23 protein-coding genes and 1 pseudogene are annotated in these 22,133 nt (G+C 72.1%); 11 read left to right on the top strand and 13 right to left on the bottom strand.

Going from position 1 to position 22,133, the window contains the following annotated elements; genetic code table 11:
• Window positions 1-5 precede the first annotated feature (5 nt).
• Window positions 6-611, top strand: a complete 606-nt coding sequence (locus AB0F88_RS38435; protein WP_362696069.1) for a response regulator transcription factor — start codon at window positions 6-8, stop codon at window positions 609-611.
• A gap of 35 nt (window positions 612-646) precedes the next feature.
• On the opposite strand, the gene AB0F88_RS38430 is transcribed toward AB0F88_RS38435, so the two are convergent.
• Complete coding sequence (locus AB0F88_RS38430; RefSeq protein WP_362695925.1) at window positions 647-1,525, bottom strand: GDSL-type esterase/lipase family protein; 879 nt, start codon at window positions 1,523-1,525, stop codon at window positions 647-649.
• A 215-nt stretch (window positions 1,526-1,740) separates the two neighbouring features.
• Here AB0F88_RS38430 and AB0F88_RS38425 point away from each other — a divergent pair, with 215 nt between their 5' ends.
• Entirely contained in the window at window positions 1,741-2,934 is a 1,194-nt protein-coding gene (locus AB0F88_RS38425) for an isochorismate synthase (protein ID WP_362695923.1), read from the top strand.
• A gap of 70 nt (window positions 2,935-3,004) precedes the next feature.
• On the opposite strand, the gene AB0F88_RS38420 is transcribed toward AB0F88_RS38425, so the two are convergent.
• The gene (locus AB0F88_RS38420; RefSeq protein ID WP_362695921.1) at window positions 3,005-3,673 is read right to left on the bottom strand and encodes a MerR family transcriptional regulator; all 669 of its coding nucleotides are present in this window, start codon (window positions 3,671-3,673) and stop codon (window positions 3,005-3,007) included.
• Between the two features lie 195 nt (window positions 3,674-3,868).
• Between AB0F88_RS38420 and AB0F88_RS38415 the strand changes: the two genes are divergently transcribed.
• Complete coding sequence (locus tag AB0F88_RS38415; protein ID WP_362695919.1) at window positions 3,869-5,956, top strand: MMPL family transporter; 2,088 nt, start codon at window positions 3,869-3,871, stop codon at window positions 5,954-5,956.
• Window positions 5,957-6,161: 205 nt separating this feature from the next.
• Window positions 6,162-6,716 (top strand): GNAT family N-acetyltransferase, encoded by a 555-nt coding sequence (locus AB0F88_RS38410; RefSeq protein WP_362695917.1) that lies wholly within the window; start codon window positions 6,162-6,164, stop codon window positions 6,714-6,716.
• A gap of 137 nt (window positions 6,717-6,853) precedes the next feature.
• Here the strand turns inward: AB0F88_RS38410 and AB0F88_RS38405 are convergent, their stop codons facing one another.
• Window positions 6,854-7,411 carry an NUDIX hydrolase gene (locus tag AB0F88_RS38405; RefSeq protein WP_362695915.1) on the bottom strand — a complete coding sequence of 186 codons (558 nt, stop codon included), beginning with the start codon at window positions 7,409-7,411 and terminating at the stop codon, window positions 6,854-6,856.
• A gap of 198 nt (window positions 7,412-7,609) precedes the next feature.
• Entirely contained in the window at window positions 7,610-7,981 is a 372-nt protein-coding gene (locus tag AB0F88_RS38400; RefSeq protein ID WP_362695913.1) for a ClpX C4-type zinc finger protein, read from the bottom strand.
• Between the two features lie 482 nt (window positions 7,982-8,463).
• On the opposite strand from AB0F88_RS38400, the gene AB0F88_RS38395 reads away from it, so the two are divergent.
• Both AB0F88_RS38395 and AB0F88_RS38390 read left to right on the top strand, forming a co-directional pair.
• Window positions 8,464-9,195 carry a M15 family metallopeptidase gene (locus tag AB0F88_RS38395; RefSeq protein WP_362695911.1) on the top strand — a complete coding sequence of 244 codons (732 nt, stop codon included), beginning with the start codon at window positions 8,464-8,466 and terminating at the stop codon, window positions 9,193-9,195.
• A gap of 222 nt (window positions 9,196-9,417) precedes the next feature.
• Window positions 9,418-10,128 carry a L,D-transpeptidase family protein gene (locus tag AB0F88_RS38390; protein WP_362695909.1) on the top strand — a complete coding sequence of 237 codons (711 nt, stop codon included), beginning with the start codon at window positions 9,418-9,420 and terminating at the stop codon, window positions 10,126-10,128.
• A gap of 18 nt (window positions 10,129-10,146) precedes the next feature.
• Here AB0F88_RS38390 and AB0F88_RS38385 read toward each other — a convergent pair.
• The 4 genes and pseudogenes from AB0F88_RS38385 to AB0F88_RS38370 form a co-directional block, all read right to left on the bottom strand.
• A pseudogene (locus tag AB0F88_RS38385) lies at window positions 10,147-10,257 on the bottom strand (IS5/IS1182 family transposase); the annotation flags it as partial.
• Window positions 10,258-10,348: 91 nt separating this feature from the next.
• Complete coding sequence (locus AB0F88_RS38380; protein ID WP_329079758.1) at window positions 10,349-10,993, bottom strand: response regulator transcription factor; 645 nt, start codon at window positions 10,991-10,993, stop codon at window positions 10,349-10,351.
• Window positions 10,984-12,186, bottom strand: a complete 1,203-nt coding sequence (locus tag AB0F88_RS38375) for a histidine kinase (RefSeq protein ID WP_362695907.1) — start codon at window positions 12,184-12,186, stop codon at window positions 10,984-10,986. The genes AB0F88_RS38380 and AB0F88_RS38375 overlap by 10 nt, the downstream gene beginning before the upstream one ends.
• Before the next feature lie 136 nt (window positions 12,187-12,322).
• Window positions 12,323-13,015 carry a MerR family transcriptional regulator gene (locus AB0F88_RS38370; RefSeq protein ID WP_362695905.1) on the bottom strand — a complete coding sequence of 231 codons (693 nt, stop codon included), beginning with the start codon at window positions 13,013-13,015 and terminating at the stop codon, window positions 12,323-12,325.
• A gap of 87 nt (window positions 13,016-13,102) precedes the next feature.
• Here AB0F88_RS38370 and AB0F88_RS38365 point away from each other — a divergent pair, with 87 nt between their 5' ends.
• On the top strand, window positions 13,103-13,579 hold the full coding sequence (locus AB0F88_RS38365; RefSeq protein WP_362695903.1) for a DUF6194 family protein: 477 nt from the start codon (window positions 13,103-13,105) through the stop codon (window positions 13,577-13,579).
• Window positions 13,580-13,658: 79 nt separating this feature from the next.
• Here AB0F88_RS38365 and AB0F88_RS38360 read toward each other — a convergent pair whose 3' ends face one another.
• Window positions 13,659-14,111 carry a MarR family winged helix-turn-helix transcriptional regulator gene (locus AB0F88_RS38360; RefSeq protein ID WP_362695901.1) on the bottom strand — a complete coding sequence of 151 codons (453 nt, stop codon included), beginning with the start codon at window positions 14,109-14,111 and terminating at the stop codon, window positions 13,659-13,661.
• 62 nt (window positions 14,112-14,173) lie between these two features.
• On the opposite strand from AB0F88_RS38360, the gene AB0F88_RS38355 reads away from it, so the two are divergent.
• Complete coding sequence (locus AB0F88_RS38355) at window positions 14,174-14,461, top strand: antibiotic biosynthesis monooxygenase (RefSeq protein WP_362695899.1); 288 nt, start codon at window positions 14,174-14,176, stop codon at window positions 14,459-14,461.
• A gap of 370 nt (window positions 14,462-14,831) precedes the next feature.
• Here the strand turns inward: AB0F88_RS38355 and AB0F88_RS38350 are convergent, their stop codons facing one another.
• From AB0F88_RS38350 to AB0F88_RS38340, 3 genes are all read right to left on the bottom strand, one after another.
• Window positions 14,832-15,467: a DedA family protein gene (locus tag AB0F88_RS38350; RefSeq protein WP_362695897.1), complete on the bottom strand. Its 636-nt coding sequence runs from the start codon at window positions 15,465-15,467 to the stop codon at window positions 14,832-14,834.
• Between the two features lie 444 nt (window positions 15,468-15,911).
• Complete coding sequence (locus AB0F88_RS38345) at window positions 15,912-16,541, bottom strand: YigZ family protein (RefSeq protein ID WP_362695895.1); 630 nt, start codon at window positions 16,539-16,541, stop codon at window positions 15,912-15,914.
• A 43-nt stretch (window positions 16,542-16,584) separates the two neighbouring features.
• Window positions 16,585-18,489, bottom strand: a complete 1,905-nt coding sequence (locus AB0F88_RS38340; protein ID WP_362695893.1) for a sigma-70 family RNA polymerase sigma factor — start codon at window positions 18,487-18,489, stop codon at window positions 16,585-16,587.
• A 356-nt stretch (window positions 18,490-18,845) separates the two neighbouring features.
• Between AB0F88_RS38340 and AB0F88_RS38335 the strand changes: the two genes are divergently transcribed.
• From AB0F88_RS38335 to AB0F88_RS38325, 3 genes are all read left to right on the top strand, one after another.
• Window positions 18,846-19,082, top strand: a complete 237-nt coding sequence (locus tag AB0F88_RS38335) for a DUF1996 domain-containing protein (protein WP_362695891.1) — start codon at window positions 18,846-18,848, stop codon at window positions 19,080-19,082.
• 109 nt (window positions 19,083-19,191) lie between these two features.
• Complete coding sequence (locus tag AB0F88_RS38330) at window positions 19,192-19,791, top strand: DUF305 domain-containing protein (RefSeq protein WP_362695889.1); 600 nt, start codon at window positions 19,192-19,194, stop codon at window positions 19,789-19,791.
• A complete protein-coding gene (locus tag AB0F88_RS38325) occupies window positions 19,788-21,185 on the top strand; it encodes a ferric reductase-like transmembrane domain-containing protein (RefSeq protein ID WP_362695887.1) in 1,398 nt (465 codons plus the stop codon). Before AB0F88_RS38330 ends, AB0F88_RS38325 begins: the two co-directional genes overlap by 4 nt.
• A gap of 99 nt (window positions 21,186-21,284) precedes the next feature.
• Here the strand turns inward: AB0F88_RS38325 and AB0F88_RS38320 are convergent, their stop codons facing one another.
• Window positions 21,285-22,115 (bottom strand): ATP-binding cassette domain-containing protein, encoded by an 831-nt coding sequence (locus AB0F88_RS38320; RefSeq protein ID WP_362696067.1) that lies wholly within the window; start codon window positions 22,113-22,115, stop codon window positions 21,285-21,287.
• Window positions 22,116-22,133: the final 18 nt, after the last annotated feature.

Raw genomic sequence — 22,133 nt, 5'->3', positions numbered from 1 at the left:
CTCCCGTGATCAGAGTGCTGCTGGCGGAGGACCAGGGCATGATGCGCAGCGCGCTGGCCCTGCTCCTCGGCCTGGAGGACGACATCGAGGTCGTCGCCACGGTCACCCGGGGCGACGAGGTCGTGCCCGCCGCGCTCGCCGCGCGCCCCGACGTCGCCCTGCTGGACATCGAGATGCCGGGGAGCAGCGGCCTGGACGCCGCGGCCGAGCTGCGGGACCGGCTGCCGGGTTGCCGGGTGCTGATCCTGACCACGTTCGGCAGGCCCGGCTACCTGCGGCGGGCGATGGAGGCGGGCGCCGCGGGGTTCCTGGTCAAGGACGGCCCCGTGGAGGAGCTCGCCGCGGCGATCCGCCGGGCCCTGGCGGGCGAGAAGGTGATCGACCCCGCGCTGGCCGCCGCCGCGTTGAGCGCCGGTGCCAGCCCGCTGACCGACCGCGAGCGGGAGGTGCTGGCCGCGGCGGTCGACGGCGCGACGATCTCCGACATCTCCCGGCGGCTGCACCTGTCGGAGAGCACGGTGCGCAACTACCTGTCCGCCGCGATCGGCAAGACCGGCACCCGCAACCGCATCGAGGCCGCCCGCGCCGCCCGGCACAACGGCTGGCTCTGAGCCGCCGGGGCCGGGACGGGACGGGGTCAACGGGGTCAGAGGGCGGGCACCGGGGCCGGAACGGGGGCGGGGGCGGGTTCCGTGGCGTCCTCGGTGAGCCAGTCGCGCATCATCGCGTAGGTCTTCTCCGCGATCAGCTTCTGGCCCGCGGCGTTGGGGTGGAAGTAGTCCCACTTGCTGAGGTGGCCGACCGTGAACCGCTGCCTGAACACCTCGTTGCCGTCGAACCGGCAGGCGGGACCGTACGCCGCGCAGACCCTGGCGAGCGCGGCGTTGTAGGCGGCCACCCGGGCGCGTACGCGGTCGCGGCGCGCCCGGTCGGCCGCCGAGGTCGAGGTGGGCCGCGCCAGCATGGTGGGGCAGATCCGGCCCACCGCCCAGAACCCGCGCGCCACCGGGTTGCCCTTGCCGATCTGCCACAGCCGCTTGATGTCGGGGACGCTCGCCACGAACACCCGGCCGCCGGGCCGCCCGGCCCGGAACAGCGCCAGGGCCTCGGCCACCCGCCGCTCGTAGACGGCCACCGGGGTCATCAGCCGCTCCGCGGACACGCAGGCGTCCTGGGCGCCGATCAGCACCGTCACGTAGTCGGCGCGCCTGCCGACCGCGCGGGCCACCTGCCCGGCGAGGTCGGCGCTGGTGGAGCCGGGGACGGCGAGGTTCACGTTGTGCCCGGCGACGGCCGCGTTCAGGGCGCGCAGCCTGACGTACTGGCTCCGGACGCTCTGGTGGTCACCGGTGGACCATGAGCGGGAGGTGCAGGTGAGGTACCAGCCGCAGGCGTTGAATCCGGCGCTGATGGAGTCGCCGAGCGCGGCCATGATCACCGGCCGCCAGGGTTCCGCCGTCCGGGTGGCTCCGGCCGGGGCCGCCCAGGCGGTCGCGAGGGCGGCGAGCCCTGTGAATGCTGTCACAGTCGTGCGAAGCATGACACCTCCGCTGAGAGATCGCGTCTGCTTCGGATGTATCACCGCAGGCCAGGACAGTACGGCCCGTTGACCGAGTACCTTGGTTTTCTTGACACCGCGTGGCGGGTGTGCTGACGGGAGAACCGCCGTCGAACACGTTCAGTTTCCCGCATAGAGTGGCGGGGGTGAGTGTAGCGCTCGGATCAACCCGTCCTCTCGTGGTGACGACCACCCCCGTCGACGACCCCGGTGACCTGTTCGCACGACTGCCGGAGACCGCCCCCTACGCCTGGGTCAGGCACGGGGAGGGCCTGGTCGCCTGGGGTGAGGCCATCCGTCTGGCCGTGCCGCCCGGCCCCCGGCGTTTCGACTGGGCCCGTGACCGGCTCTCGGATCTCTTCGGCGAGGCGCACGTCGACGACGACGTGACGGTGCCCGGCTCGGGCCCCGTCGCCTTCGGCTCGTTCACCTTCGACCCGGAGGCCCCCGGCTCGGTCCTCGTCGTCCCCCAGACCATCCTCGCCCGCCGCGACGGCCGTGCCTGGCTGACCACCGTCGGCGAACGGCGGCTCGACGCGATCACCCCGCTCCGCACGCCGGGCAGGATCCGGTACGGCGACGGCAGCCTGACCGCGCCCGAGTGGGAGCACGCCGTGGCCAGGGCCGTCCGGCGGATCAGGTCGGGCCACCTGGAGAAGACCGTGCTGGCCCGCGACCTGACCGCCGTCGCGGAGCGGCCGATCGACGTCCGGCTGCTGCTGGCCCGCCTGGCCGAACGCTATCCGGAGTGCTACACCTTCTCCTGCGCGGGACTGGTCGGCGCCACCCCCGAGCTGCTGGTCCGGCGCACCGGGGAGACCATCGAGTCCCTGGTGCTGGCGGGCACGATCGCGCGGGGCGCCGACCAGGCCGACGACGTGGCGCGCGGCACGGCCCTGTTCACCTCGGAGAAGAACCGCCACGAGCACGCCTGCGCGGTCGCGTCGGTGCGCGAGGCGCTCGACCCGCTCTGCGCCGAGCTGAAGATCCCCGAGGAGCCCGAGCTCCTGGTGCTCTCCAACGTCCAGCACCTGGCCAGCCCGGTGAGCGGGCGCCTGTCGGACGGGGCCTCGGTCCTGGACGTGGTGGCGGCCATGCACCCGACCGCCGCCGTCGGCGGCACCCCCACCGAGGCGGCGCTCGGCGTCATCCGGGAGCTGGAGGGCATGGACCGGGCCGGGTACGCCGGGCCGGTCGGCTGGATCGACGCGCGTGGTGACGGGGAGTGGGGCATCGCGCTGCGCTGCGCCCAGATCGAGGGCTCCAGAGCCCGCCTGTTCGCCGGCTGCGGCATCATGGGCGACTCCGATCCCGCCTCCGAGCTCGCGGAGGCCCAGGCCAAGCTCCGCGTGATGCAGTACGCCCTGGAGGGCTGACGCCGGTCACCCCCCAGGCGTCTCCGGAGAGACCGGACACCTCTGCCGGGTGTTTTCCCGGAGGGACCGGTCACCCTTCCCGCGCGTCCCCGTCCCCGTCCCCGTCCCCGGGAGGGGTCAGCCTCCTGGTCGTCTCCGCCTCGTGGGCCAGGCGCCTGAGGGAGGTGAGGACGGCGTCGCCGACGGCGGTCCAGACGACGACCGCCTCGGCCATGCTGATCAGATCGGGCCGCTCCAGGAGGGCGTCGACCTCGACGGAGGCCAGCCGCCCGGTCGTCGCGGCGTACTCCCGCAGGAGAGGCAGGAAGTCGTCCTGCCCGAGGCGGTGGAGGGCCGCGAGAGCGTCGGCGAGGGTCCGCCTGGCCGGGTTGGAGGACTTGACGGCCCATCCCCGTTCGGCGATCAGCTCGTCCACCTGCCGTGCCGCCCACTCCCCTGCCTCGTCGTCCGCCGCGGGCTGCTCCCTGCGGGGGGTGAGGGCGTACTGCGCCTTGCCGAGGGTGTCGAGGTCGGTGCCCTGGGAATCCATCAGCCGCAGGACCTCGCGGGCGGCGGCGATGGAGAGCCCGCCGACCTCGACCAGCGCCCGGACGAGCTTGATCCGCCTGAGGTGCTCCCCGTCGTACCGCGCCTGGTTGGGACCGGTCCGCTCTCCCTGGGAGACGAGTCCCTCGCGCATGTAGAACTTGATCGTGGGGACCGGGATCCCGCTCCGCCTGCTCAGCTCTCCGATCCGCATGATCCTCCTCTCTCCGCTCCCTATGAGTACCACCACTCGCCGCTTCCGGTGACGGCCGGTGACCGGAGCTCCGCAGGGCCGCGGTCCCACCCGGCCGGGAACGCGGTCCGGGCGTCCACTTGCCGACGCTTCGCCATTCATGGATAGTTTCACTATCGATAGTAGTGCTTACCACTATCCATAAAAAGGAGTGCGATGTTCGCGGCTCTTGGTAGATTCGCCGTCCGGCGCCGGCTGTGGATCGTCGCCGGCACCCTGCTGTTCGCGACGCTGGCCGGAGTGTGGGGCACCGGCGTGTTCGGCAGGCTCGGGGACGGCGCGGGATTCGACGACCCCGCCGGCGAGTCGGTCGCGGCCGACGCGCTCCTGGCGGGCCCCCTCGGCCGCCACGCCGACGACGTCGTGGTCCTCTATCGCAGCGAGACACTCACCGTCGACGACCCCGCCTTCGCCGAGCCCGTCAAGAAGGCCCTGGCCTCCGTGCCGCGCGCCGGCGTGACCAGGCTGGACTCCTACTGGTCGACCGGCTCGGCCGGGTTCGTCTCCGGTGACAGGCGGGCGACCTACGTGAGCGTCCAGTTCGACTCCGGCGACGACCAGGTCAGGGTCCTGCGGCTGCGCGCGATCCAGAAGGACTTCGAGGTCCCGGGGCTCACGGTGCGCTTCGGCGGGGTGACCTCGATGACCGACCAGGTCAACCGCGAGACCATGCGGGACCTCCTGGTCGCGGAGGCGCTGTCGGTGCCGCTGCTGCTGGTCCTGCTGGTCGTCGTCTTCCGCAGCCTGCTCGCCGCGACCCTGCCGCTGCTCGTCGGTTTCAGCGCGGTCCTCGGCTCCCTCGCGCTGTTGCGCCTGGTGACCCTTCTCGTCGACCTCTCCACCTTCGCCATCCAGGTGGTCACCATCCTGGGCCTGGGCCTCGCGATCGACTACGCGCTGCTCGTGGTCGGCCGCTACCGCGAGGAACTGCGGCACGGGTACGGGGTGGACGAGGCGATCGAGCGGACCATGGGCACGGCGGGCCGGACGATCGCCTTCTCCGGCCTGGCCGTCGCCCTGTCGTTCGGCGGGCTGGCGCTCTTCCCGTCCCGGTTCCTGCGGTCGATGGGCTACGCGGGGGCCGGTGTCACCCTCATGGCGGTGCTCGCCTCGCTGACCGTGCTGCCCGCCGTACTGCGGTACGCGGGCCGGCGGCTGCGAGCGCGCGCGCCCCGGCGGCCCCGCACCGGCGACCGCTGGTACCGCGTGGCCCACGGGGTCATGCGGCGGCCCCGGCTCGTCACGGCGGTGGTGGTGTCGGCGTTGCTCGGCCTCGGGCTGCCGTTCCTGGGGGTCAACTGGGCCCGCCCGGCCGAGTGGGTGCTGCCCGCGGGCGCCGACGCGCGAGTGGTGACCCAGGAGCTCGCGGCGGGTTTTCCCGCCGACCCCACCAGGAGGATGACCGCGGTGGTGCGGGGAGGTCCCGCCACCGACGGCTACGTGCGGGAGCTCGGCGAGGTCCCCCACGTCGACGACGCCACGGTCACCGGCACCCACGGCGACCTCACGCGGGTGACCCTGGGCTACTCGGTCGACCCGATGTCCCGCGAGGCCCGCACCATGGTCGAGGACCTGCGCGCGATCCCGCCGCCTCCCGGCACGACGGCCCTGCTGACCGGGATGCCCGCCTCCCGGGTCGACATCGTCGACATGGTGGTCACCCGGCTGCCGTGGATGGCCCTGTACGTCACGGCGGTCTCGTTCCTCGTGCTGTTCGTGGCGTTCGGGTCGGTGGTCCTGCCCCTGAAGTCGGTGCTGCTGAACCTGCTGTCGCTCTCGGCGTCGTTCGGCGCGATCAAATTGATCTTCCAGGACGGCTGGCTGAGCGGGATCCTCGGCTTCGTCCCGGTCGGCGCGATCGACGTGAACTTCCCGGTGCTCATCGTGGCCATCGCCTTCGGGCTGGCCATGGACTACGAGGTGTTCCTGCTCTCCCGGATCCGCGAGGAGTGGGTCAGGACCGGCGACCCCGTCGAGTCGACGGCCGTCGGGCTCCAGCGCACCGCCGGGATCATCACGAGCGCCGCCCTGTTGCTCTGCGTCGTGGTCGGCGGTTTCGCGGCGTCCGGCATCACCTTCATGAAAATGGCCGGTGTCGGCCTGGTGATCGCCGTGGTGGTGGACGTGACGATCGTGCGGATCCTACTGCTGCCGGCCGGCATGCGGCTGCTGGGCAGGTGGGCCTGGTGGGCGCCCGCACCGCTGGCCCGCCTCTGGGAGAGATCGGGTGGTCATGACGGCTGACCTGCCGCCGGGGGCGCCGGGGGCGCCGAGGTTGCCGGGGCGCCGCGTCCGGGCGATTCCCGCCCGGCCTGGTGACCACCCGTCTAATGGGCGTACCCTCACAAGGGCAATACATCGGACATTTCCGGCAAGAAACCGATATTTTCCCAAGATCGGCGTCCTCTCGTCGCCGCACGGCCGGCCAACTCGTCAGGGAGAGGAAAACATGGCACTACTGACCACCACCCGCCTCACGGTGCGTGACTGGAGTCCCGACGACGCCGCTGAGGCCCTCCACATCTACGGCGTCCCCGAGGTCACCCGGTGGCTGTCCCCGACGATGACGGAACTCGAGGGCGAGCAGGCGATGCGCGCCACGCTGGAGTCCTGGACCCGCAGCCGCAGCGCCCTCACGCCCCCGCTGGGCCGCTGGGCGATCGTCCGCAACTCCGATCAGCGGGTCGTCGGCGGCCTCTCCCTGAGGTACCTGCCGCCCGACGAGGAGGACATCGAGATCGGCTGGCAGCTCGCTCCCGACGCCTGGGGGAAGGGCTACGCCACCGAGGCCGGCCGCGCCCTGGCCGAGTGGGCGTTCTCCATCGGCGCCCACGAGCTCGTCGCGGTCGTCCGGGTGAACAACGACCGCGGTGCGGGAACGGCCAAGCGCATCGGCATGCAGTGGGTCGGGGAGACGGACAAGTACTACGAGACGCGCCTCAACGTCTACCGGCTCTGGCCCAGCGACCTCTCCCCCGCCGACAAGGACCCGCTCCGGCCCTGAGAGGCACCGGCCGGCCCGCCGTCTCGTACGCGACGGCGGGCCGGCCTCACCCGTCCTGCTCGCCGGCCCGTTGGACGTGCTTCCGCACGCGGAGGTTAGGGCGATCGTCGAAGCCGGCCGCGCCCGGCGCCACCGCTCTAGGTCGCCGGGTGGTCGCCGGTCCGCGACGGGTCGGCGGCCGGGGAGCGGCGACGGCCTGGCGGCGCATCGTCGTCCAGGACCGGTGCCGGCAGATATTCGGCGTGTCCGCTCCGGCGCGCCCGGAGAGCGGCTGTGAGCCGAGGTGCGGCGGCACGGTCCACCATCGTGAGGCCGTCCTCGACCGAGACGAACCTGTACTCGTCGAGCTCGTCGCGCTGCAGGCTGATTCGATCCTCGTCGAGGACTCCGCAGTCGAACAAGAAGTACATGAGCGGGCGGGGCCGATCGTCTCGGGCCGGAACCCAGTCGACGACCAGCAACGAGCCCACCCTGAGATTCACTCCCAGCTCTTCGCGGATCTCGCGGGCGCACCCTTCGTGGGGAAACTCGCCGGCGTCGAGCGCCCCACCGGGAAAGAGCCAGAACGGCCGGTAATTGGGCTTGACCAGAAGGATCCGGTCCGCCGCGTTGGTGATCAATCCCCCCGTCGCGGCATACGCCGTCGACAACGAGGCGTACCAAACCTCAGGTGAAACCCATTCCCTGCCAGCCATGTCCTGCCCCTGACCTCTGGCTCCCGCCGCATCGGGGGGCGGCGGGAGCGGGTGATCGACCGGAAGTCGAGGATCTGTCCGGCGGCCGGGAACCGGAAGCGGAATCCGGCCTCAGGTCCGGCGGCCGGGAACCGGAAGCGGAATCCGGCCTCAGGTCCGGTGGAGGACCACGGGACTCAGGCGGTCGCCCAGGTCGTGTCACTCCTCGCCGGAGAACCGCCCCCAGGCGGACTGGCGGGTGACCCCGAGCGCCTCACCGATCTTGACCCAGGTGACGCCGCGCCGGCGCAGTTCGTGCACCCACGAGCGCAGATCGGCCTCGGCCTGGTCGATGTGCGCGGCGACGCGCGGAATGTGGCTAAGCATCTCCCCGTCCGTCAACGACTCCCAGGTGGGCACGCGCGGCCTTGCCGGGCTGCCGAGGCTCCCCTCGATGATCGACGCGGAAAGAGCCACGCATTCGTTGCAGATGTACACGCCGGCGCCGGCGACCAGCTTGTCCACCTCGGTGTCCGGCTTGCTGCAGAAGGAGCACCGAGCGAGCTCGGCCAGGGTGTCGGACAGTGTCACAGCGCCTCCTACGTGTCAGGATCTCCCTGACAGCCTAGGAAAGCAGGGAGTCCCTGACAAGTGGTACGCGCGTCGCGCCCTCTTTCGTACTTCCAGGCATCCTTCGGCAGCTCGAACTCGTCACTGTGCGGCAGGCAGTCCACGTCCTGCGTGGACTGGCCGAATCCCCAGTCATCGGCCGAGTCGTACGGCGTGCCGCTACCCTCGCCCGCGTACATCTCCCTGCCCGCTGTCACGACCAGCGTTCCTGAACGGCATGCGGCCGCCATGATCACCGACTGCGAAAGGAGCCCTGACGAGTAGTGGTCCCGGTTTCCGCTCAGTTCCCATCCCCGGGGAAGTGTCAAGCGGATCCCGATAAAACCGACCCGTCGGGCACCGTACGTGGAACAGCCGGTCGGCGCGTCCATGCGGGTTCCCGGCACCTCGTCAGGGCGGGGTACGGATGAGAGCAGGCGGGTTGAGGGTTCTAGTCTGGGGAGATGGCATTCATTCCACGCCACACGTCGGCCGCGACGGCACTCGCCCTACTCGGCGTGACCGGCATCGCCGCGGTGACGGTCGCGGCGGCCCCGCCGGTGCCCGTCGCTCCGGGCACACCACAGGCATCCCCGCCGGTGACCCCTGCCCCGGGCACGTCACAGGCGTTCACCGCCACGGTGACGCCGGTGTCCCCGGGCCAGCTCCGCCATTCCTGGCGTCGGGGATGCCCGGTGGGACCCGACGACCTCAGAATGATCACTATGACCCACTGGGGCTTCGACGGCAGACCCCACACGGGAAAGATGGTGATCAACAAATCGGTGGCCGGCCAGGTCGTCTCGGTCTTCAGGAAGCTGTACGGTCAGCGCTTTCCCATCCGGCGGATGCAGCCGGTGGAGGCCTACAAGGGCAGCGACGACGCCTCCATGGCGGCGGACAACACCTCGGCCTTCAACTGCCGTCGCGTCGGGACCAGCGGCACCTGGTCGCAGCACGCCTACGGCCTGGCGATCGACGTCAACACCCGGGAGAACCCCTACATCCATCCTTATCCGGGCGGCACCGTCGATCCCCCGAACGCGAAGGACTACGTCCGGCGGCCCCTGGATCGGCCAGGGGTCATCAACCCCGGTGACGACGTGGTTCGCGCGTTCGAGAAGATCGGCTGGGTCTGGGGCGGATCATGGTCGTCCTCGAAGGACTACCAGCACTTCTCCCAGAACGGACGATGACGCCTTCGCGCTGAGATCTCCCGGTGCCGTGCCACGGCGGGAGCCGCCGGCGGCCGTCTCGGCGGCATGGGACCGCCGGCCGGTGAGCCCTGGCCGGACATGAGCGGAGGCCGGACCTCAGGGGCAGGACGTCCGACGCGAGCCAGGAATCTACCATGAGCAAGGCTCTGACCTGGCCCTTAGCCATACCGAGCACGCCGCTCACCTGGTTAACCTGCACGTATGGACAACGTTGACCGGAGAGCGCCCGCGGACTTGGGAACGGCCTCCCTCGTGAGCGCCGCTCTGCTCGCACTCGTCATGGCTTTCGGCGGGTTTTTCGGTGCCCGTGCCGCCTCCGCCTCCACGTCCGCCGCCCTGCCACCCCCGTCGCCGGGACGGCAGCTCATCACCGTGACGGCCGACGCCTACCAGAGGAGCACTGCCACGCTGGTCGCCTACACCGCGAAGAACGGCCGCTGGGTGAAGGCGTACGGGCCGTGGACGGCGAACGTCGGGGAGAGCGGCATCGCCCCGCCGGGCCAGAAGCGGGAGGGCGACGGGCGCACCCCGTCCGGCACGTACGGGTTCGACTTCATGTTCGGGGTCAACCCTGATCCCGGGGTGAAGTTCCCGTACCGGCAGGCGTTCTCCCACGACAAGTGGAACGACGATTCCGCCAGTCCCCTCTACAACACATGGGTGGACGCCCGCCACGCCGATCCGGGGACCACTCCCGAGGACATGATGAACCCCCCTGCCTACGACTACGGCGCCGTGATCGCCTACAACACCGGGAACCGCACACCCCACCTGGGTAGCGCGATCTTCCTCCACGTCAGCAACGGCGGGCCCACCAGTGGCTGCGTCAGTCTGCCGGTCGACAAACTGCTGCGGCTGCTGCGCTGGATGGACCCGAAGCACTCCCCGCAGATAGACATCAGGGTCGCCTGACCGAGGAGCGACGGCCCGTACGAGCGCCGCGTCGACGATGCCACCGATCTTCCAGGGGCACTCGCCGACGTCGCGGAGCGCTTTGGAACGCACCTTGAGCCGGGCGTTCGCACGTTCGGCGGGGGTCCGAGCGCACCGTGGACCTTGTCGTGGCGGTGGGGAACCCGAGGTCGCCGGGCATCGCGGGCCGTGCCGCCCCGCCGGAGGTCGGAACTCGAGCTCAGGAGCCGAGATAGCGCAGCACCGCCAGGACCCGGCGGCTGTAGCCGGTGACGTGCAGCAGGCCGAGCTTGTCGAAGATCGCGTTGACGTGTTTCTCGACGGCGCTCTGGGAGACGTGCAGCCGCTCGGCGGTGGAGGCGTTGGTCAGGCCCTGCGCCATGTGGTCGAGCACCTCGCGCTCGCGGGAGGTGAGGCGGCTCAGCGGGTCGGCGTGGGTGGTCCTGGCCAGCAGCTGCCGTACCACCTCCGGATCGAAGGCCGCTCCCCCGGCGCCGACGCGGTCGAGCGCGTCGAGGAAGTCGGCGACCTGGGCCACCCTGTCCTTGAGGAGGTAACCGACCCCGTCCACGTCACCGGTCATCAGCTCGGTGGCGTAGCGCTTCTCGACGTACTGCGACAGGACCAGCACGCGCGTCCCCGGGTGGCGGCGGCGGATCTCCAGCACCGCCCGCAGCCCCTCGTCGGTGTGGGTCGGCGGCATCCGCACGTCGGCGACCACGACGTCGGGCCGGTGCTCGGCGACCGCGGCGACGAGCGCCTCGCCGTCGCCGACCGCGGCCGGCACCTCGTGGCCCTCCTCCAGCAGCAGCCGGACCAGCCCCTCGCGCAGCAGGGTCGAGTCCTCGGCCAGGATCACCCGCACGGAAGCTCCGCGGTGATCACGGTGGGCCCGCCGGGCGGGCTGTCGACATGGAAGCGGCCGTCCAGCGCGGCCACCCGCCGGGCCAGCCCCGACAGCCCGCCGCCCGCCGCGCTCGCCCCGCCCACGCCGTCGTCCTGTATCCGCACGACGACCATTGTGTCGCGTTCGCGAACCTCGACGGTGATCACGGTGGCGCGGGCGTGCTTGGCCGCGTTGGTCACCGCCTCGCTGACCACGAAGTACGACGCCGTCTCCACCGCCATCGGCGGTCGCGCGGACAGCTCGCAGACGACCTTGACCGGGACGCCGGAGCGCTCGGCCACCCCGGCCAGCGCGTTGGCGAGCCCGAGGGTGTCCAGTCCCGACGGGTAGACCCGCCAGGCCACCTCGCGGAGCTCGGCCAGCGCCTGCTGCGCCTCCTCGTGCGCCTGCCCGAGCAGTTCGGAGCGTCCTCTGCGCGCCCGTCCGACCAGCATGGACAGCGCCACCAGCCGTTGCTGCAGCCCGTCGTGCAGGTCCCGCTCGATCCTGCGCCGCTCGGAGTCGACGGCCGCCAGCGCGCCCGCGCGGCTCTCGGCCAGCTCGGCGATGCGGCGCCGCAGCGCCTCGGTGGGGTCGGGCCCGAGCGTGCGCACGGCCAGCCGCCGCTCCAGCGCGTACACCCCCACCAGGCCCGACAGGTCCAGAAACAGCAGGACGACGCCCCCCAGGAGGATGTAGGCGAGCAGCGGCACACTCGGCGTCATGCCGTCGAAGGGCAGGCCCCTCCCCCAGGACCAGGCGAGGGCGAGGGCCGTCCAGGCGCCGCAGACGAGCAGCACGACCACCAGGCCGCCGAGCACGCCCACCGGCACCCTGGCCGCCAGGTAGCGCAGCTCCTGCCCGTCCGGGCGATCCGCGTCGAGTTCGAGGGCGGCGGGGTCGAGACGCAGGCGCCGGGCTTCGAGCACGGCCAGCCGCCGGGCCGCCTCCCGCACGGCCGGGCGACCGGCGAACGGCAGCGCGAGCGGCAGGAACACCGCGCCGAGCAGGGCGGTGACCGTCCCGAGGACCACCGCCCACAGCAGCCGCAGCCCCTCGGCGGCGGGCGCGCGCCGCCTCCCGTGCCGCTCGACCGGCCCGGCGCCCGCGAACACCGGGACGGCCGGGGGCACCGGCGCGATCACCGGCCCCGGCGCCCCGCGGCCTTCCATCGGTCCAACCGGCCCATCTGACATGTTCCAGAGGCTACAAACGATCGGGACGTGACCGGAATGAGGTACGTGGCCGTTTCGGAGCTGCGGAAAACCACACCCCGCCGGAAGCCGCGGGCACGCACGGGCACGGGTCTCAGCCCACCGGCGGGAGCAGGGTGCCGAGTGCGGCGGCACCGTCGAGGAGGGCCCTCGACCGGGCGTCGACGCTCGCGTCCCTGGCGGCCAGCGTGGCCATCACCTCGTCCCAGCGGCGGGAGCCTCGCAGCTCCGGCATCAGAGCCCGGAGCGAGGCGACGCGATGGCCGGCCATGCGCAACTGGTGGACGATCCGCGCGTCCCGGACGTCGTCCGGGAAGTATCGTCGCGGCCCTCCAGGGGAGGTTCGCCGGGGCACGACGAGGCCTTCCGCGTCCCAGTGCCGCAACGTCGAGGGGCGCACGCCGAGCGCGCCGGCGAGCTCGGAGACGCCCATCACGTCCGAGGGGCGTACGTCGCCGATCGACTCCCCGGAGATCGTCGCGGCGGCCTCCCGGGCCAGCGCGAGTTCCCGCCGCTCGGTGTCGAGCCGGGCGTGTGCCGCGTCGAGCAGGGCGAGCAGGTCCGAGGCGGGATACGCGTGCGCCGCGCGCATGATCCTCTTGGCTTCGACCGGTCCCGCGCCGTCCGCGAGGGCCCGATAGGCCACCGCGGAACGCAGATGCGCCTCGCCGTAGATCCGGTACCCCGTGCCGGTGCGCGTCGCCGGAGGCAGCACCCCGTCGCGCTCGAGATTGCGCACCTGCTGGACGGAGCACCCGGCATGCCGCGCGACATCGATCGTCCGCATATTTCCTGATTTGCGACTTTTCACCCGTCCACCTCGACATGTTCGGGGCAAAGTCTCCACAAGCACGTGAATGACACGCTACAACACATGAGTATCGACGAGATCATCGAATTCCTCGCCGGCCTCGACGGGATCCTGATCCTCCGGCCGGCCCCCGGCGACGGTTCACCCGAGATCAGCTGGGGCGACACGTTCTTCTACTACGCGCCCGACGGCGAGGTCCCGAAGGCGACCCAGCCCTTCGCGACGATCGTGACGAAGGACTACCCGGGCGACGAGCTGTCACGGCTGGACCGTCCCGGCGTCTTCCGCCTGAACGTCTTCGCCGGGAAGGACGCCTTCGCCGGCTGGACGGGCCGGCAGCCGCGCGACGCGGCCCCGGGCGAGGCCGACCCGGGCGAGGCCGACTCCGTGATGGCGCACCCCGTGTACGGCACGCTGGGCTGGCTGGCCGTGGTGAACCCGGGGCCGCGGACGGAAACGGCGGTCCGGGAGCTGCTCCGCACGGCCCACGACCTGGCCCGCTCCCGCCACCGGCGGCGCGCCGGATCGGCGTCACCCTGATCCGGGGACGGCCGGAACACGCCGGTGGCGAAGGCGGGCACGGGACGAGGTTCCCGGCCCGCCGCGCGGCCGGCAACGATCACCTCGTCCCGGTCTGGCGCTCGGCGACCAGCCGGAAGACGCGCTTGAACTCCGCGTACTCCTCCTCGCCGACCGCCCGCGCGTGCTCGGCCTCCATCTCCACGAGGACGGCGTCCGACTTCACCATGTGATCGAGGCCCAGTTCGGTGGGCACGACGAGCTTGGCCCTGCGGTCGGCGGGATCCGGCCGCCGCTCCACGTACCCGAGCGCCACCAGCTCGTCCACCAGGTTGCCGATCACCTGCTTGTGCTGGCCCGACTGCGCGGCCAGGTCGGAGGCCCGGCTGCCCTCCACGTCCAGGTAGGCCAGCACGGCCCCGTGCCGCGGCCTGACCTGCGCGTGCCCCATCTCCGCCAGCCGGGAGAACAGCTCTTTCTGCAGGCTGAACAGCGTCCGGCCGGCCAGGATCCCCAGGTCGGGCAGCTCCCGCTTGCGCTCGCTTCTGGACACCGCACGCCTCCAATTTGGTCATAAATTTTGACTGTCACCAATTCTGACCATATCGTCACGGTGTGACGACGACAGTGGAAATCACCAGGTTCCGCGTTTCTCCGGAGCGCGCGGCGGACCTCCTGGCCGCCCGTGGCGGGATGATCACGGACTTCCAGGCCGACCGGGACGGGTTCCTGGGCGCCAGGCTCGTCCAGCTGCCCGGCGGCGAATGGCTGGACATCGTGGAGTGGCGCTCACCGGCCGACTTCGCGGCCTCCCGCGCCAAGGGCGGCAACCTGCCGGGAATCCAGGCCTTCTTCGCCCTGATCGACGAACTCGTCTCCTCGGAAGAGGGGACATCGCGATGACCATCCTGATCACCGGCGCCGACGGATCACCTGCCGGCCGCCGAGCCCGGACGACGCCCGTCCCCTGCCGCTGAAGGCCGGGAGGCAGGAGCGGGACGCGGAGGTCACCAAGACCTGCGACGCGGACCGGGCCTGCTGCACCACGCCCGCGCACACCGCCGTGACGGGCCGTCCGGGCAGGACGTTCGCCCGGTTCGCCCGCGACTACGCCGACCAGATCGGCGGGTGAGGCCGCGCCGCCGGACCGGGCTTCCGGGGGGCGTGTCACGAACGGGAAAGGGCCCGCCGGGGCAGGAGGGGGAACGGCCGGGGAAGGAGACCCCTGCGCGAACCCCGCCGCTATCCGGCAGGCCCTTCGGCGCGTCCACGGCTACGCGTGGTGCCTGCCCTTGCGCCGGTCGGACAGCCTCACCACGATGAAGACCACCACGGCGAGGATCACGATGCCCAGCACCGCCTTCGACACCACCCCCATGTAGCGCTCGACCAGATCCCACTGCTCACCGAGCAGATACCCCGCCATCACGAAGGCCGTGTTCCAGATGAGGCTGCCCAGGGTGGTGAGGAGGGTGAAGATCAGGATCGGCATGCGCTCGACCCCCGCGGGGATCGAGATGAGGCTGCGGAAGATGGGGATCATCCGGCCGAAGAAGACGGTCTTCCTGCCGTGCCTGGCGAACCACGCCTCGGTCTTCTCGATGTCGGAGACGCTGACCAGCGGCAGCTTGGAGGCGATGAACACCACGCGCTCCCGGCCCAGCAGGGCCCCGACCGCGTACAGCGCCAGCGCGCCGACCACCGATCCCAGGGTCGTCCAGAGCACGGCGTCGAACAGTCCCATGTCCCCCTTGCTCGCGGTGAACCCGGCCAGCGGCAGGATCACCTCGCTGGGCAGGGGCGGGAACAGGTTCTCGAGTGCGATCGCCAGCCCCGCCCCGGGCGCACCCAGGGTTTCCATAAGGTTGATCGCCCATCCGGCGATCCCGTCGACATTCGGTGAACTCATAGGGACAAGGCTACGGAGAGCCGCGTACGGTGTGGATGCGGAACGCTCCCCATCTCGCCTGGTACGCGCCGCACAGCACGGCTGCGGAAAACCGCAGCCGCCCGCGGCGCGTCCGTGACGGCCGGGTGTTCTCCGAGATTCCCGCACGTCAGCGAGGTATCGGACGGTCGGGACGGGGATGGCGGTGCCGCCCGCCGAGCCCGTCACGGCCCCGGGACGGGCGGCCGGGGCCGCCGATCGGCGCCCTCGCCCCGCGCCGAGTGTGACCCATCCCACATTCGCCGCCCCCGGGGCCGGCGCGTATCCGGGGTCCTTCCGGGGAAGGATCTCCGGTTCAGGCCCGAACCCGGCGAGAGCCCGGCCCGAACCCGGCGCGGATCAGACAGGAACCCGGCGAGAGCCCGGCCCGGGTCAGGCGCGGGTCAGGCGAGAGGCCGGCCCGGGTCAGGCGCCCCTGAGGTGGATCGCCTCGCCCGGCTCGATCCCGGCGCGTCCGGCGGTCAGCGTGGCGACCCAGCCGGGGAAGGCGGGCAGGTCCCGCTCGCGCACCGCGACGCGGAAGCCGACCTCCTCGCCGTAGACGACCCCCCTGACCTCGTACGGCGAGGCGCGCAGGTCGTTCTCCAGCCGCCCGGCCCTGACGTGGTCCACGGTCACGGTCATCATCCTGGCGGGCACCATCTCGACCAGCGTCGTGAGGTCCAGCGTCTTGCCGACCGACGAGCCGTACGCCCGGACCAGTCCCCCGGCGCCGAGCTTCACCCCGCCGAAGTAGCGGGTGACCACCGCCACCGCGTCGGCGACGCCCCGGCGCAGCAGGGTCTCCAGCATCGGGGTCCCGGCGGTGCCGCCGGGCTCGCCGTCGTCGTCGGCCCGCTGGACCAGGCGGCCGCCGCCGATCACGTACGCCGAGCAGTTGTGCGTGGCGTCGCCGTACAGCCGCCTGCGCGCGCCGACGAACTCCCTCGCCTCCTCCTCCGAGGAGGCCGGGCCGACCGCGCACAGGAACCGGGAGCGCTTGATCTCGATCTCGTGTTCCGTGGTGTCCTGCGGAGTCAGGTACGGGTCGGGCACCCGGCAAGGCTATCCACCCGCCGGCCGCCCCCGGACAGGGCGGTCAGCGGGCCGCCTGGAAGGCGCGGCCCGCGCGGGTGACGGTCCCGTCGTGGCGGAACAGCCCGCTGTTGGGCTCGGTGTCGGAGGAGGGCAGGCCGAACCAGGCGTAGCGCCGCACGTACGGCAGGGAGGCGAGCATCCTGGTGGAGGCGGTGACGAACGCGGCCTGCTGGGCGTCACTGGCGTAGCGGGTGCCGTTCGAGAAGTCGATGAGGGCGTACTCGGTGAGCCAGATCGGCTTGCGGTAGCGCTTGTACACGGCCTGGACGTACGACTTGAGCTGGTTCACCGCGGGCTGGGTGCGGAAGTCCGCCCCGTACCAGTGCAGCGCGATGAAGTCGACGCGGTAGTCCCGCTCCTTCGCACCGGTCATGAAGCGGTCCAGCCAGCCGCCCGGGGTGTCGGCGCCGAACGCGACGGAGGGGCTGCTGAGCACGCGGCCCGCGGACATGAGTTTCGGCCAGAGCGACAGCGCCTCCTCCACGGTCATGTTGGCCTGCTGGGGCAGGTCGGGCTCGTTGAAGGCGAGCAGGTAGGGTCCGGCGCTCTTCGCCTGGGCGAGGTTCTCCGGGGTGACGCTGCCCTTTCCCCAGATCATCGGGACGAACCCGTCGGCCCTGGGGCCGGTGACCCCCTCGCGGCGCGTGGACCAGGTGTAGTACCAGCTCGCGCCGGACTTCGCGAAGGCCGTACTGAGGCCGGGCATCTTCCACACGCCCACGCCCTTCCTGGGGGAGCTCGCGACGGAGGCGGGCGGCGGCGTCCGGGCCGGCGTGGGGGTGGGCGTGCGGGAGGCCCTGCTGCGGCCGGGGGTGGGAGACGGGGAGGGCTCGGGCGTGGCGCTCGCCGACTGAGGCGACGGCAGGGGCGGCGGCGAGGCCGTCCGCGTGGGTACGGCCAGCGGCGGGGCGGGCTCGGGGGCGGGCGCCGTGAGCTGCCCGAAGATCAGGACGCCCGTGACGACGACGGCCGCCGCGCCGCCGATCGTGATCGGGGCCGGGGGCAGCGAGGCCAGCAGGCCCGGCCGCGTCGTCTCCAGGGCGTGCGCGCCGTGGGACGCCCCCCAGGTCGTGGCGTGCGCCACCGCCTCGACGGCGGGAGGAACGGCCTGGAGGTGGTGCAGGGCGAAGCCGACGGGCAGGGGCAGCAGCGGCAGCCCGCTGAGCAGGCGGTCGATGGGCAGCAGGCCCGCCGTGCGCCCCTGGCAGACGGCGCAGTCACGGATGTGCCGGGCGAAGCGCTTGCGCCACAGCGGGCTGGGGGTGCCGTTCCAGTTCGTGGTGAGGGCCGGCAACTCGGGGCACCCGGACTCGGCGCGCAGCGCCCGCACGATGGTGCGCGCCGTCTGGACCTGCTCCTTCATCCGCTGGACGCGTACGGCGGCGTGGCGCCCCGACAGGCCGAGGGCTCCGGCGAGGTCGGCGCGGTCGAGCTCGCCGGTCTCCTCCAGCCACCACAGGGCGAGGAGCGCCTGGTCGTCGCCGTCCAGCCAGCGGGTGGCCTCGGCGACCTCGCGGCGCTGGTCGGTGAGGCCGAGCCGCAGGATGGTCACGGCGGCGAAGTCGGAGGCGGGATCGGGCATCTCCTCGGCGGTGTCGAGGTCGGCCCTGCGGTGCTGGGTGGTCCTGCGGTCCTGCTCGTGGTCGCGCACCTGGCGAACGGCGATGGCCACCAGCCAGGACCGGTACGCCTGCGGGTCCCGCAGGTCGGGCAGGGCACGGACGACCCGGAGAAACGTCTCCTGGACCACGTCGTCGACGTCGGTGTGGCCGTTCAGCGCCCGGCCGACGATGTTGTAGACGAGCGGGAGGGAATCGGCCACCAGGGCGTCCAGCGCCTGCTGGTCTCCGTCGCGCGCGGCGGCCACCATCGCCGAGTCGGGTCCGCCCCTACCGGTTCCGAGCATCGCACTCCGCTTCCTGTCGCCGTCCACGGTTCGTCGTCCCCGCGCAACGCCGGGCGCGGGGCAGGGACGATTCTCTCCATAACTCCCAATAGCGGAAGACCGATGAGCCCCCGTCATGGAGACCGGCGGCAGGTCAGACGGACAACGAAAATTTTTCTCCGGTCTTTTTTTAAGTTTGTGTTGTCGCCCGGCCCGACGCCGGTCTCCTGTGCAGGAGCAGAACACGCCCGGCGCCGGCCGGGACGCCGTCGAGCATCACGTCCATCAGACCTCGATCCCCCTAAGGACCTCATCCACATGAGTGAGACCGTTCCGGGCACCACGGCCCCGGGTCGCAGATCGGGCGCAGAAGCCACATGTCCTACCCGGTGAACGGCGCCTGCCCGGCCTCGCACCCGGTGATCGTGCCCAAGCTGCGCCAGGTGCTGCGCTACCCGGTCAGCGGCGACCCGGCCAGGTTGCGGCTCTCGTCGGGCCCCGGCTACACCATGCACGCCGACTTCTTCAACGCCTGGCCCGAGGCCGAGATGGAACGCCGCGTGCGTGACTGCATCCGTCCGATCGTCAAGTGCGGCGCCGACGGCACCCCCTGAGACGGCAGGTGACCGTCTTCGGGCGGAAGCGTACCGTCTGACCTGAACGGGGCGAGGCCCGGCATACCGGGCCTCGCCTCACCATGGGAACGGCGAGCGAAGGAGCGGCATGAAGGCGTCCACGATCGGTGCGTCAGTACTCGTCGTGCTCACCGTCCTGCTGGTCTCGCGATGTGTCGCCGCCGAGCCCCCGACCCATTCGGCCGCGAATCACCCGCCGTCGCGAAGTGCTCCCGCCGCGCTTCCCACACCGACCGGAAGCGCGTCGGGCTCCTTCAACGGCACCGACATCGCATGGCTGCAACTGATGATCCCGATGACCGAGCAGGCGGTGCGGCTGCTGGAGCTCGCCCCCGGCAGGGCCTCCGATCCGAGGCTCAAGCGGTTCGCCGAGGAGCACGTCGCCGACCGCCGTACGACACTCCGGAAACTGCGCGACCTGCTGCGGCGGTCCGGGGTGCCGGAGAGCGACGAACACGAGGGGCATGACATCCCGGGCATGGTGATTCCCGACGACTTCGCGGCCCTGGAGCGGGCCGACGGCGCCGCGTTCGACCGGCTCCTCACCAAGGACGCGCGCGAATACCTCACGCAGTCCGTCCTGGTCGCGAAGAGCGAGCAGAGGTCGGGCGCCGACCAGGAGACCAAGGCGTTCGCCGCCGCCATGGAGAAGACCCACGGCGCCCAGCTCACCCGGCTGGAGCCGTGAGAGGCGCCGCCCCCGACTCCGGTACGCGCCCGCACGCCGGCACGCGTACCCGGCGGCGCAGGGTTCCCGCCCGCCCGCCCGCCCGCCGGGCACGGCCGTCCCTGGTCCTCGCCCTGATCTACGCCGGAGCCGTCGCGGCGACCGCGACGTGCTGGTCCGACCTGACCTCGGTCTCCGGGCTCACCGGGGCACTCGCCTGGGCGGGCAGGCTCACCGGCCTGCTCGCGGGCTACGCCTGCGCCGTCCTGCTGGGGCTGATGGCCCGCGTTCCCGCGCTGGACCGCGGGGTCGGGACCGACCGGCTGGCCCGCTGGCACGCGACGGGCGGCCGCCACACCGTCGTCCTGTCGGTGGCCCACATGGTGTTCGCCGTCGCGGCCCACGTGGCGCGGTCCGGCGCGGGCGCGCCGGAGGCGATCGCGGGGCTGGTCCTGGACGGCCCGGCCATGCTGGAGGCGACGTTCGCCCTCCTGCTGCTGGTCGGCGTCGCGGTCGTCTCGGTGCGCGAGGTGCGGCGCCGGATGCGGTACGAGACCTGGTACTACCTGCACTTCGTCACCTACGGGGCCGTCTTCCTCGGGTTCGGTCACCAGCTCACCGGTCCGGACTTCGCCGGCGGCGTCGTCATGAGCCTGTTCTGGTACGCGCTGTACGTGTCCGTCGCCGCCCTGCTGGTCTGGCACCGCTTCCTCGTCCCCGTCCACCGCGCCCTGCGCCACGGGCTCCGGGTCGCCGAGGTCCGCCGGGAGTCGTCCTCCGTGGTGTCGGTCTATCTGACCGGCGAGCACCTGGACGAGCTGGGCGCGGAACCCGGCCAGTTCTTCCGGTGGCGGTTCCTGGCCCCCGGCATGTGGTGGACGGCCAACCCCTACTCGCTGTCGGCACCCGCCAACGCCCGCTTCCTGAGGATCACCGTCAAGGGCGTCGGCGACCACAGCCGCGCGCTGGCCGGGCTGCGGCCCGGCACCCGCGTGTGGGCCGAGGGTCCCTACGGCGCCCTCACCGCCGCGCGGCGCCGCAGGCCCCAGGTGCTGCTGGTGGGCGGCGGCGTGGGCATCAGCCCGCTGCGCGCGCTCTTCGAGACGCTGCCCGGCGAGGTGACCCTGGTCTACATGGCGCGCCGCGACGAGGAGTTGATCCTCCGCCACGAGCTGGACGCCATCGCCGCCGCGCGCGGCGCCACGATCCACTACACCGTGGACGAGCTGACCGGATCGTCCGGCGGGCGGAGCGTGCCACTGACCGGGCGCGCCCTGCGAACCCTCATCCCCGGCCTGGCCGTCCACGACGTCTACCTGTGCGGCCCCACCGGGATGACGGTCGCGGCACGCCACGCCCTGCGCCGCGCGGGCGTCCCCAGCCGCCGCATCCACGTGGAGTCCTTCGACTTCTGAGGTTCCCCGGCTCGACCGGCTCGCGCGGTCAGCCGGGACGGCGGTGCGGTCCGTACGGTTGACCGGGGTGGCGGTCCGGTTCGCCTGGTTCGCCCCGGCTCACCGGGGCGGCGGTGCCGCCGGCCCGGCCGGAGGGCCGCCCCGGCTCAGCTCGTGGGCGAGCTGCTCCAGCTCGGCGCCCCCCGCCATCAGGGAGGTGAGCTCCTCGGGGGTGATGTCCGCCTTGGCGTACTCGCCGAGGCTCGCCCCCCGGTTCAGCAGCAGGAAGCGGTCGCCGATCGGGTAGGCGTGGTGCGGGTTGTGGGTGATGAAGACGACGCCCAGGCCCCGGTCGCGCGCCTGGGCGATGTAGCGCAGCACGACGCCGGCCTGCTTGACGCCCAGGGCGGAGGTGGGCTCGTCCAGGATGAGGACACGGGCGCCGAAGTGGACCGCGCGGGCGATGGCCACGGACTGGCGCTCGCCGCCGGACAGGGTGCCGACGGGCTGGTCGACGTCGCGGATGTCGATGCCCATGGAGCGCAGCTCCTCGCGGACCGTCCGCTTCGCTCCCGCCACGTCGAAACGGCGCAGCGGCCCCCGGCCGAGCACGGGCTCGGAGCCGAGGAAGAAGTTCCGCCAGACCGACATCAGCGGGATCATCGCCAGGTCCTGGTAGACGGTGGCTATGCCCCTGTCGAGGGCGTCACGGGGACTGGCGAAGGCGGCGGGGGCGCCGTCCACCAGGTACGAGCCGGAGTCGGGGGCGTGCATGCCCGAGAGGATCTTGATCAGCGTGGACTTGCCCGCGCCGTTGTCGCCGAGGACGCAGCTCACCTCCCCTGCGCGCACCCGCATGGAGACGTCCCGCAGCGCGATCACGCCGCCGAACGTCTTGCCCACGTCGCGGACCTCCAGCAGGGGCGGGGCGTCCGTCCCGCCCTCCGTCACGGTCTCGTCTTCCGCCAC

Source organism: Streptosporangium sp. NPDC023963, from assembly GCF_040639135.1.
In the GTDB taxonomy this organism is placed as follows: Bacteria; Actinomycetota; Actinomycetes; order Streptosporangiales; family Streptosporangiaceae; genus Streptosporangium.
Note: the sequence above shows the minus strand (reverse complement) of the source record. Positions and strands in the feature narration are given on the sequence as shown.

Bases quoted from the DNA above. Each gene is read 5' to 3' on its own strand.
- AB0F88_RS38420 (WP_362695921.1), bottom strand. From the start codon at position 3,673: ATGCGGATCGGAGAGCTGAGCAGGCGGAGCGGGATCCCGGTCCCCACG.
- AB0F88_RS38415 (WP_362695919.1), top strand. From the start codon at position 3,869: ATGTTCGCGGCTCTTGGTAGATTCGCCGTCCGGCGCCGGCTGTGGATC.
- AB0F88_RS38410 (WP_362695917.1), top strand. From the start codon at position 6,162: ATGGCACTACTGACCACCACCCGCCTCACGGTGCGTGACTGGAGTCCC.
- AB0F88_RS38405 (WP_362695915.1), bottom strand. From the start codon at position 7,411: ATGGCTGGCAGGGAATGGGTTTCACCTGAGGTTTGGTACGCCTCGTTG.
- AB0F88_RS38395 (WP_362695911.1), top strand. From the start codon at position 8,464: ATGGCATTCATTCCACGCCACACGTCGGCCGCGACGGCACTCGCCCTA.
- AB0F88_RS38390 (WP_362695909.1), top strand. From the start codon at position 9,418: ATGGACAACGTTGACCGGAGAGCGCCCGCGGACTTGGGAACGGCCTCC.
- AB0F88_RS38375 (WP_362695907.1), bottom strand. From the start codon at position 12,186: ATGGAAGGCCGCGGGGCGCCGGGGCCGGTGATCGCGCCGGTGCCCCCG.
- AB0F88_RS38370 (WP_362695905.1), bottom strand. From the start codon at position 13,015: ATGCGGACGATCGATGTCGCGCGGCATGCCGGGTGCTCCGTCCAGCAG.
- AB0F88_RS38365 (WP_362695903.1), top strand. From the start codon at position 13,103: ATGAGTATCGACGAGATCATCGAATTCCTCGCCGGCCTCGACGGGATC.
- AB0F88_RS38350 (WP_362695897.1), bottom strand. From the start codon at position 15,467: ATGAGTTCACCGAATGTCGACGGGATCGCCGGATGGGCGATCAACCTT.
- AB0F88_RS38340 (WP_362695893.1), bottom strand. From the start codon at position 18,489: ATGCTCGGAACCGGTAGGGGCGGACCCGACTCGGCGATGGTGGCCGCC.
- AB0F88_RS38335 (WP_362695891.1), top strand. From the start codon at position 18,846: ATGTCCTACCCGGTGAACGGCGCCTGCCCGGCCTCGCACCCGGTGATC.
- AB0F88_RS38330 (WP_362695889.1), top strand. From the start codon at position 19,192: ATGAAGGCGTCCACGATCGGTGCGTCAGTACTCGTCGTGCTCACCGTC.